The following is a 1,051-nucleotide window of genomic DNA, read 5'->3' as shown; positions in this document are numbered from 1 at the left end:
CCTCGATCTTTCGCCTGCTGGGCGTGTGAGGTCCCGTGAGGACCGCCCGCTGTTTTCGATGTTGAGTTTTGCTGTCGGGTCGTGACGGGATGGCCCGCTGTCGCGCGGGCTCGGGCGCCGGTCCACGGCCGGGGTGGTGCGAGGTTGTCGGGACGGTCAGGGCTTGTGGCCTTACCCGGGGTCGGGTAGCGCGCGCAGGGTCGTGATGGCCTGGACGGCCAGCGCCGCCCAGGGATGGTGGGCGGCCAGGTGCAGCACGATGTTCCGGGCGTGGTGGGCGACGCGTCCGGCGATGGTGAACAGTCTGTGCCGTAGGCGTTTCGGTTCCCAGCGTCGGGCGGGGTGGCTGGCCAGGGCGAGCATCTGGGTCCAGGCGAGCAGGTCCAGGGCGAGAGAGACGACGGCGCACCAGAGCTGGTTCTGGGTGAAGTCGTGCAGGGGCAGGTTGGTCAGGCCGGTGTCCTTCGCGGTGCGGATGCGGTCCTCGCAGCGGGCCCGGCGGCGGTGACGCAGTTCCAGGTCCGCGAGCTGTCCACGGCGGGTGTTGGTCGCGAACGCGGTGCAGCGGTTGCCGTCCGGGTCGACGATCCGCAGCTGGGCGCCCGGATGTGGGCGTTCTTTGCGCACGATGACCCGCATGCCCGCCGGCCAGCCGGACAGGTCCATCAACCCGGTCAGCTCGGCGACCCACGCGCCGTCGCGGGGCTGACCGTCCGCGTCGTAGGCCGGTGTCCACGCCCCAGCCGGAACCTTCGCGATCAGCTCGGCCGCGGTGTCGGGCAGGGTGAACCCGACCGAGTAACCCAGCCGCCGCTGGTGGAGCCATCCCACGAACGCGTGCGTGCCGCCGCCGCTGTCGGTCCGGATCAGCACCGACCGGCCCCGGCGCAGCCGCCGAGGAAGCTGCGCGAGCGCGGCGGCGGCCACGGTGACGTGGTCGGCGGCCGTGTTCGCCCCGGCGTTCCCCGGCCGCAGCAGCACCGCCAGCGGCTCACCCGACCCGTCCGGGCCGTGGTCGGCGAATGCCCACAACGGGTGGAACCCGAACCCC

1 protein-coding gene is annotated in these 1,051 nt (G+C 72.6%); it reads right to left on the bottom strand.

The window, feature by feature from the left end; translation table 11 throughout:
• Window positions 1–171: 171 nt before the first annotated feature.
• A partial coding sequence (locus MXD59_RS25940) for an IS1380 family transposase (RefSeq protein WP_248827191.1) occupies window positions 172–1,051 on the bottom strand: 880 nt, incomplete at its 5' end.

This window comes from Frankia umida, from assembly GCF_023242945.1.
Lineage (GTDB): Bacteria > Actinomycetota > Actinomycetes > Frankiales > Frankiaceae > Frankia > Frankia umida.
The sequence above is the reverse complement of the archived record's forward strand: the minus strand, read 5'-3'. Positions and strand labels throughout refer to the sequence as shown.